This is a genomic window from Paenibacillus sp. J31P190, from assembly GCF_059692075.1.
Genome location: NZ_JCAUAS010000004.1, coordinates 479,556 through 487,862, shown reverse-complemented (window position 1 = coordinate 487,862; position 8,307 = coordinate 479,556). Strand labels below are relative to the sequence as shown.

The 8,307-nt window shown below is 45.0% G+C and carries 8 protein-coding genes; 2 read left to right on the top strand and 6 right to left on the bottom strand.

The window, feature by feature from the left end; all coding sequences use genetic code 11:
* Positions 1-268 precede the first annotated feature (268 nt).
* Complete coding sequence (locus AC58U0_RS11665) at positions 269-508, top strand: hypothetical protein (protein ID WP_497379188.1); 240 nt, start codon at positions 269-271, stop codon at positions 506-508.
* Between the two features lie 240 nt (positions 509-748).
* Here the strand turns inward: AC58U0_RS11665 and AC58U0_RS11660 are convergent, their stop codons facing one another.
* The 4 genes from AC58U0_RS11660 to AC58U0_RS11645 all read right to left on the bottom strand — a co-directional run bounded on the left by AC58U0_RS11660 (position 749) and on the right by AC58U0_RS11645 (position 5,891).
* Complete coding sequence (locus AC58U0_RS11660; RefSeq protein ID WP_497379157.1) at positions 749-1,126, bottom strand: GNAT family N-acetyltransferase; 378 nt, start codon at positions 1,124-1,126, stop codon at positions 749-751.
* 62 nt (positions 1,127-1,188) lie between these two features.
* Positions 1,189-2,661, bottom strand: coding sequence for a methyl-accepting chemotaxis protein (locus AC58U0_RS11655; RefSeq protein ID WP_497379156.1), 1,473 nt, complete (start codon positions 2,659-2,661; stop codon positions 1,189-1,191).
* Positions 2,662-2,861: 200 nt separating this feature from the next.
* Positions 2,862-4,688 (bottom strand): heparinase II/III family protein, encoded by a 1,827-nt coding sequence (locus tag AC58U0_RS11650; RefSeq protein ID WP_497379155.1) that lies wholly within the window; start codon positions 4,686-4,688, stop codon positions 2,862-2,864.
* Between the two features lie 120 nt (positions 4,689-4,808).
* Positions 4,809-5,891: an LLM class flavin-dependent oxidoreductase gene (locus AC58U0_RS11645; protein ID WP_497379154.1), complete on the bottom strand. Its 1,083-nt coding sequence runs from the start codon at positions 5,889-5,891 to the stop codon at positions 4,809-4,811.
* Positions 5,892-6,159: 268 nt separating this feature from the next.
* On the opposite strand from AC58U0_RS11645, the gene AC58U0_RS11640 reads away from it, so the two are divergent.
* Positions 6,160-6,717 carry a hypothetical protein gene (locus tag AC58U0_RS11640; protein ID WP_497379153.1) on the top strand — a complete coding sequence of 186 codons (558 nt, stop codon included), beginning with the start codon at positions 6,160-6,162 and terminating at the stop codon, positions 6,715-6,717.
* Between the two features lie 174 nt (positions 6,718-6,891).
* Here the strand turns inward: AC58U0_RS11640 and AC58U0_RS11635 are convergent, their stop codons facing one another.
* Positions 6,892-7,020, bottom strand: coding sequence for a hypothetical protein (locus AC58U0_RS11635; protein WP_497379151.1), 129 nt, complete (start codon positions 7,018-7,020; stop codon positions 6,892-6,894).
* 91 nt (positions 7,021-7,111) lie between these two features.
* On the bottom strand, positions 7,112-8,113 hold the full coding sequence (locus AC58U0_RS11630; protein ID WP_497379150.1) for an aldo/keto reductase: 1,002 nt from the start codon (positions 8,111-8,113) through the stop codon (positions 7,112-7,114).
* Positions 8,114-8,307 lie beyond the last annotated feature (194 nt).

The window sequence follows — 8,307 nt, the reverse complement described above, 5'->3', positions numbered from 1 at the left end:
TACCTTCTAGATAAGCCAGGACTGCTTCTAGTTTCTCCTCGGTTGAGTATTTAGCCAAAAAAACTGCACCTCCAATTGTTAGACTGTGTCTAACAATTGGGGTGCAGTTCAGGCTTGAATGTGCTTAGCTCCTTTGTTTTTGGCGTCCACAGCCGCTTTCTTCAGTAAGTTATGGGCAAGCGAAAGTCACCCAACCTCCAGACTTACTTTGGGTAAGCCTTGAAGCAGGCTACCCTTCTCACGTTCTTCTTGGTTTTCAGCTTCTTCGATGGCGGAAAACTGGGTCGCACTTTCTCCTGCAGCTTTACCTTATGCTTCTTGGCGCTTTACCCCAAACAAAGGTATCCCGATTGACATTGGCTTCAATTTTGGTGCCATCGACAAAGTAATGCTCAAGTCACGTATTTATCGTCGGCAAGAAATTGAAGAACCGCGTGCCTATCTCACAGTCATCTTCGGCGATTTTTTGCACAGCCACTTTCGCTGCAATGATGTATTTCATCATTAGATTCAAGTTGATGTAGCATTACGATTGCTGCAACGATGTTTTATATCGTTACGAGGGAATTTAGACGAATAACTGTTCATAAAAGGTTGATGGAACGATGTTTTACATTGTTGCAAGGGAGCTCTATCATTATTTTAGTGCTGTAACGATACTTTTCATCATTGCGCCACAGGTCGGCAAACTCTGTGTGTACTGCCTAACTCTCAGACAACTTCGACTACTTTTTGGACGGTCACTCTTCTATAGGTTTGTACTTTTCGAACTATAACTATCCGAATACTTCGTATCCGTCTTCGCCCATACATCTGCATACTCCTGATGGCGCGTGAATTCTTGCAAAGCGAATGCGCATGAAGGAATGATTTTCCTACCTTTTTCACGAGCTTCATCCACTACAAAATCAAGCAGCTGTCTCCCTAAATGACGACCGCGAAAACGAGGATCAACAAACGTATGATCTATAACCCAGGTATCCACATCTACAAGCTTATATGTAATTTCCCCAACTGTACCGGCAATGGAAGAAATCACATAGCTGTTCCCTTGTTTCGTTACGACGAGTTCCTCTTCCACTTCCTGAAAAGTGTTCTGAGCGTTTGGGTCATCTTTCACGTTCATACACCTCCTGATAAGATTAAGTGAAGCACTTCTCTTCATTAACCGATTAATCAGTAGATGAATCATTTACTGTGGACTTGCTCCATCCATTCCGTAGCTACATCAACTGCTTGCTTAAAACTCTCTCGCCCGCGGCTAATCAGCGCTTGCTTCGCTTTATCATATTGCCCTTCCAGCATCCATGCTGCATTTTGATCCTTGATCACGCCAAAAGCATCCCACGCAGAGCATAACGAGGAGAAGTATTTTCGATCACTCGCCTCTTTCAACTTACTTTCCAGCTCTTTCATACATGTTTGTAAAAGTACCTCTTGTGCCACTTTTTTCTGGTACCAATCGGCTATTTTTTCAGGATTCCTGGCTTCAATCAACGAAACCATGATCGCTCGCATGCCCGTCGCACATTCCATCCACTTATCCAAATCTTTCTGCAAGGCATGAGCGTGTTGGAGTGAAGGCAATTTAAATTGCGAGACTACCGAGCGTAAGGAAAGACTGCTCCTTGTTGCCTCTTGAATACTTTCATTCATCCCCAAGATATTCTGAAGCTGAACATCAGCAGCAGCCAAAACTTCTTCGCTCCCAGCCGCTACTTGTTGAATCATTGCTGACGTTTGATTAATCGAATTTGCAATAGACAATGTATTGCTGGCAACACCTTCTAAGCGACCATCTACTTCCTGCATGTCCCCCAAAAGTTGACCAAGAAACGTCTCCATCCTTTCATACTTACTAACGGCTCCTTGCAATGTATGTGCTCCTGTACCAACCGTGTCCTGCATCTGGTGAATCGAACCCCGCAATCCATCTGCACTAGAAGTAACCGTTTGGATAAGTTCCTGTATGTTAACCGTTTCCTGCTTCGTCTGAATGGCCATTCTCGAAATCTCTTGCGCAACGACTGCAAATCCCTTTCCCTGTTCTCCTGCACGCGCCGCTTCAATATTCGCATTTAAAGCTAACAATTGGGTTTGTTTCGAGATATGTTCGATTAAAATGGTCATGTCTGCGATCTTCTCAAGAGCTTTATTCAATTCATCCATTTTCACATAGATTTGCGTGCTACCCTTGGAGATTAACTGCATTTGTTCCATCGCTATACTCATTTCAACTCTGCCGGAGCTTACTTCTCCCAAAAATTGAGTTGATGATTGGACGATGGCACTGTTGCTATCTTTAACTCCTTCAAGGAAGATGTGGATAGGATGGATTTGATCTGATATGAACTGGGCATGTTCGGAGGTATCCTGCATACCTTCAGCCATTTCCCGCATTGTAGCCGTAATTTCTTCTACCTGCACAGTAATCAGAGTTGATCTCTCGCTCGCATCCTCCATCTTATGATAAAGTTCACTCGACGATTTATCGACGATTCGGATGAGAGATTTCAAACTGCGAATTGTTTTTTTCAACGTACTGATTAATGATTTCTCACCAACAACAGGGGCACAGCTCATACTGAAATCACCTGTAGCCATTTTTAATAAATCCCCATGAACCTTTTCATACGATGATGAATGAAATAGTTTGAACAAAGTGATTCCTCCTTTTTACACATAAAAAAGCCTACCCCATTACAGAAACTGTAACGGATAGGCTTCGTTGCCGACTAGAACATAAAAGAAAACAATGTTAGATTTTCCACGTGATCACGTCTTTGTGATGGTTCGATTATATAAAAAATGTTGTTTTATGTCAATATATGTGACATTACCATCACATCATCTGGAATGCCTTATTCATACATAGGCGCAAGCGTCACAGATATGACCTGCTGTCTGGCCGAATCCAGACTCTGCAGATCAATGAGATACACAGTCTCGGCATTCCCAGAATGATCCAAATGTTCAGCAGTCTGAATCGCTGCATTCAACTGGTGGGCTTCATATACAAGACGAAGCTTCCGACCTTCACTTGCGCTTAAAATGATTTCCCCTTCCTTACCAACTTCTGGCGGATAAAGGGTAATGAAACGCTCTGTAATCGATGTTGGAGATTCCGTGAATTCATATCTGTCCGTTATCGTTAATTTGCCTTGCAGCTTATCCAAATCGAACAATCGCTCCAACTTGTGCAGATGCGGTACGTCATAAGCTTGCCGCAGATCCATCAGGAATAGATCTCTTCCATTCTGAATACTCACTTCCACTACCTTAGAGCGATACTGCTCTCCTTCACTTTGAAAGCAGCTATTGATGATGGGAACACTATGCCCAGCTGAGCTGTTGCAAAGAATCGAATAACGTTCGTCGCCAAAATATTGTCTTGTATATAAACCGGCACCAAGATCCTCGAACCACCTGACGCCGTCCACTACCCAGACGAAATGTCCGATGTCATTATGATTATGCGGTTCCGCATTATGTCCGCCTTTGGCCGCAAAGCTGATGAGTTTACCGCCCACCTGACACCGGCTAACCATCCATTCGGCTTCTTGAAGGAATTCTGAGCGAAGCGGAAGCCCTTCCCTTTTTTCCAGGAGCGAATAGTCCGTCCAAGCCAGATCCCGAAGTGCCGTAGCGAAGCGGCCGCAGTGATCAATTGAATTCGAGCGATGCGACAGTGACGGCGTACGGAGTTGTTCAATCCTTTGGCATAGACGGCTGAATAAGCCGGTCTGAATGCCGCTCGTACGCGAGCAATCGGAGAAATTCGCCACATGATTCTCCTGTAGAAAACAGAATTGAGGGAACTCAGCAATACGCTGGGCTTTCTTTTCATCCAGAAGAAGATCGACCTGTCCACCTGTACGCTGCTTCAGCAGCTCGGCAAAATATACGTAATAACCGAAACCATAGTACCAGTAACCGAGACCTTCGAGACACGCCCCCTCTTCGGTGAACCCTTCAAGGAAGCACTCCATCGCTTCAAAAACGCGACTTAAGACAGGCATCAGGATTCTCGAATCCTGAATCAAATAAATAGCAGCCATTCCGATGCTTCCTGCGCATACTGCCGACCAGTTGTTCGTTGCTGTCTCCCAACCAAACACTTTCTTGAGCAGCATATAAGGTTGCAGTACTCTTCGCATGACCTCGTGGCGTGCACGTTTAACAATCTGTGGATCAAGTCGATCCTTGAACAAATGACAAATCTCGCTCAACGCATGTGCCGTCTCGGAAGCGAACAAATCTACATGTCTTGGCGCCTCATCTGCTGCTTCGGAATCATGAACATTCAAGTGTGCAGGCAAACACCATGTGTATTCTTCGCATATGGCCCAGATGATGTCCTCGAGTGCAGGAATGAATGCAGCATCATCTTCCGTTAAAGCAGCGATTGCAAAAGCAGCAAGCCGGCGTCGACGATCGAAGTACAGCTTCTCGAACTCTTTTCTCGAACCATTTACTTGAAATAATCGAAATGCGCTGAAGGGCAGCGCCTCGATGGGCTTCGTGAGAAATTGGTCAACTAACTGCCGGATTTCTATCCGGTGTGCAGCAAGCAGCGGATTATCCATACCAGAGCGAATATCCACAGATCGAGTTCTGACTTCTTCAAAAAGGGAAGCATGATCCGTCTCCGCAGCTTGCAGCGCTTCCAATAATAATCGACTATTCAAGTGAACACCTCATTTGGGTTTGTTATCTTTAAACCCACTATAATGAATAAGGTGTTTATCGTCTAGTTCATGAATTTACTTTTTCGGGTAAAATATTAACCTTTTTCGGGCCTCATTGGCCTAACCTGCTGATACCGTGATTGCGGCATGGCTTTGCGGCGAAGGCTCGCTGCTCCAAACCGAACTTGGAAGCTCTCGGCGCAGGACAGGCGCTACTTCAGTCGCAAATCGTTCAACTTGTTCACGCTGTTCTGCTTCAGTTAGCCCATCCACACTGATACTAACCACTTGATGCCCAAAGGCCGCATAGTAATTCAGAATTTTATCAATGACCGTTTCGGGGCTCCCTATGAGTGCAGAACCATTCTTAATAGTGTCCTCCAAATCCTTGAATGGAGATTGGTTATGCTGTGCTGAAGCTGTTGCATGCAGAGCATCATAGTAAGGTCGATAACGCTTAATCGCTTCTTCGGGCGTATTCGCCAGATATAAACTACCGAAACCTGATCCAACAACGGCCTTACTTGGATCATGACCATAATAATCTAGCCGTTCGCGGTAGTGGTCGATCAGCGCCTTGTATTTAGCTTGGGGATGAAAGGTATTAGATGAAAAGATCGGCTCTCCATGTTTCGCAGCCAACTCCGTGGATCGTGTACTTGATGCGCTGCCATGCCACACTGGGATTGGCTTCTGGAAAGGTCTTGGTTCGGTAGTGACATTGTGAAGTGCTGGACGATACCGCCCTTCCCAGCTGACATTTTCCTCATGCCATAAGCGCTTCAGTAGCTCATATCGCTCAGCAAGAGATTCCCATTGTTCTTCCTCGGTTATTCCGAATAGCGGATAGTGGCGAGGATCATTCCCTTTCCCAATGATCATTTCCAACCGCCCGCCAGAGATATGATCAAGTGTGGCATAGTCTTCGGCTACACGAACAGGATCTAACACACTTAGAACCGTTACAGTGGTTAATAAACGTATACGAGAGGTTCGAGCTGCAATGGCAGCTAAAACGACTGGCGGTGAAGAAGACTGGAACGGCGCGCCATGCCGCTCACCTACTCCATAAGCCTCAAAGCCAAGCTCTTCTGCCAGTAATGCCTGCTTAATCACATTCTGAAATTTCTGCTGAACAGTTAATGTTTCCCCAGTCACAGCGTTAGGAAGATTCATCATCAGACTAAATAAAGCAAATTTCATCTTACGTCATCCCCCATAATACACATAATATTAATCGGATTTATAACATGGATAAATTTTACCATCACATGGTTTCATCGTCTAATAGGTTCTTTCTATCCAAACTTTCAATCATTCTATAGAGAGTCGATCTGTTAAATGAGGAAAATTTGCAATTTCTCACAATTTCCTATATATTTTTATATTGCTGACTAAAAAATATTATATATTTCGGATAATTTTACAAAATTAGTCTTATCCGAATAAGGAAATGAAGAGGTGCACGACAATGACATTGAAAAAAACTGCAGCAGGACTCATTTTACTTACCGTGATGTTGACAGGAGCAGCTTGCTCTTCCAATCAACCGAAATCATCGCCAAGCCCAGTAGCCGCAGCTACATCGAACACGACCGCTGCTCCGCAAGCAACTGCCGAAAGCCAAGATGCCGTTAATATGAAAGGCTATATAGCTGCAAGAATCGCTCAAGAGAAAGTGGACTTCCTCTTTGCGGAAGCCAAATCCACGGATGGCGCGTTTATCCTCAACCCTAAAGCGGCAGACGGCAAAGAAAAAGCTGTGAAATTTCTTTCCAGCTACTTCGATACTGCTATGACTGATAAATTAACAGCGCATTACCTAACTGATCAAAAAGCGGATAATGCTATCGTAACAAACAAACAATCGTTCTTCACTTCTAACCTTCTTGCAACGAAAAAAGAAGATATTACGTTTGACGCGTCGAATTCGAAGGATCAAGTGAAGTTCACTACCAAAGACGGTGTAACGTATACGACGAAAAAAGTAAACGACAAATTCGTTGTCGCTGAAGTTCAAAAACAATAAAAAATTTGATTTCAGGTAAAATAGGAAAAAACTGATGCAGCCCGCCAGTTACGCGGGTGCATCAGTTTTTTCCTATTTTCATTTCTTAATCAAAAGCATCTTTGTAAAAGATGCTTACCTAACTAGTATTCAGCAATCGCCCACATTTCCGAATACGCACCCTGTTCCCCTGAATCAAAAAGGCATCTGCTCGGCTGCAATGCCTTGTGTCTTCACTTGATACGTGTCGTACAGATAACCAAGGGTAACAGCATCAAAGCAGGTGAAGACACAGCGCGAGAGGTATCCGTAACCATTCAGCATCGCAGCCGCTGGCATCCAATTGAGTAAGCACTGCCCAGGAATAGTCCATAATCAACCCTATAAAGCCTGTGAAAGGGAGGCTTCACGCATTTTATCTTCCAACTAGCTCGAATTGAACGCCGCTCGTTATCGTATCAATTTCATTCAACTCATCCGAGCTAAGCTTTTCTCCGATGACAGGCAGCGCATCCGTAATATGCTGCGGCTTGGAAGCCCCCAAAATCGCGGATGTGATTCCTTGTTTACTCAGAACCCAATTCAGTGCAAGCTGAGCGAGTGTCCAGCCTCTGCGTTCCGCGACTGGTTTTAACTGCTCCACGATGTGGAAATTACGTTCCTGTTCTAACAGCGTCTGGAGCCGCTGCTCACCGGCTGCGCCGCGTGTTCCAGCTGGCGGCTGCCCGCCATAACTATATTTTCCTGTCAGCAGCCCGCGTCCCAGTGGGCTGTATACAATAACGCCTACCCCTTCGGACACTGCAAAGGGTACTAACTCCTGCTCGATACCACGAGCGATAATGCTGTATTCAGGCTGTACGCTCTCGAAGCGTTCAAGCCGGAGCTGTGCAGAGATGCCATGAGCTTTGGCAATTTGCCAAGCAGCGTAATTCGATGCTCCGATGTATCGTACTTTCCCCTGCCGAACGAGATCGTCTAACGCGCGAAGCGTTTCTTCTAGCGGTGTCTCTTCATCGAATCGATGCACCTGATACAAATCAATATAGTCTGTTTGCAACCTTTTCAGACTGTTTTCCACCGCGCGCTGAATGTGATATCTGCTTTGACCCGCATCATTAGGTCCAAATCCGACTCGTCCATGTACTTTGGTTGCGAGTACGATCTGGTGCCTGCGCGCGCCTAGCAAATTGCCAAGTATCGTCTCGGATTCACCGGTTTCAAGCGGATTGCCTTTATCCATGCCCGAGCCGTAAACATCAGCTGTATCAATCAGCGTAATACCTGATTCTAACGCTGTATCCAGCACATCAGCAGACGCTTTCTGATCGATCCATCGACCGAAAGCCATCGTACCCAGACTCACTTCCGAAACTTTCAAACCCGTTCTGCCTAATCTTCTTTGCCCAATACTCATCTCAACATCTCCTTTAACTTTTATTGATTATTAAGACAAAAAAGACTTCCATGCTCGTTTCAATGAATGAGGTGGAAGTCTCCTGTTGTCCGGTTGACTTGAATATATGGCGATCTTATCACTTGATCTTCAAATTGGTCAACTTCATTTTATAATCGCAAACACGAATAGCTCACTTTGCCCACTTGTATAAT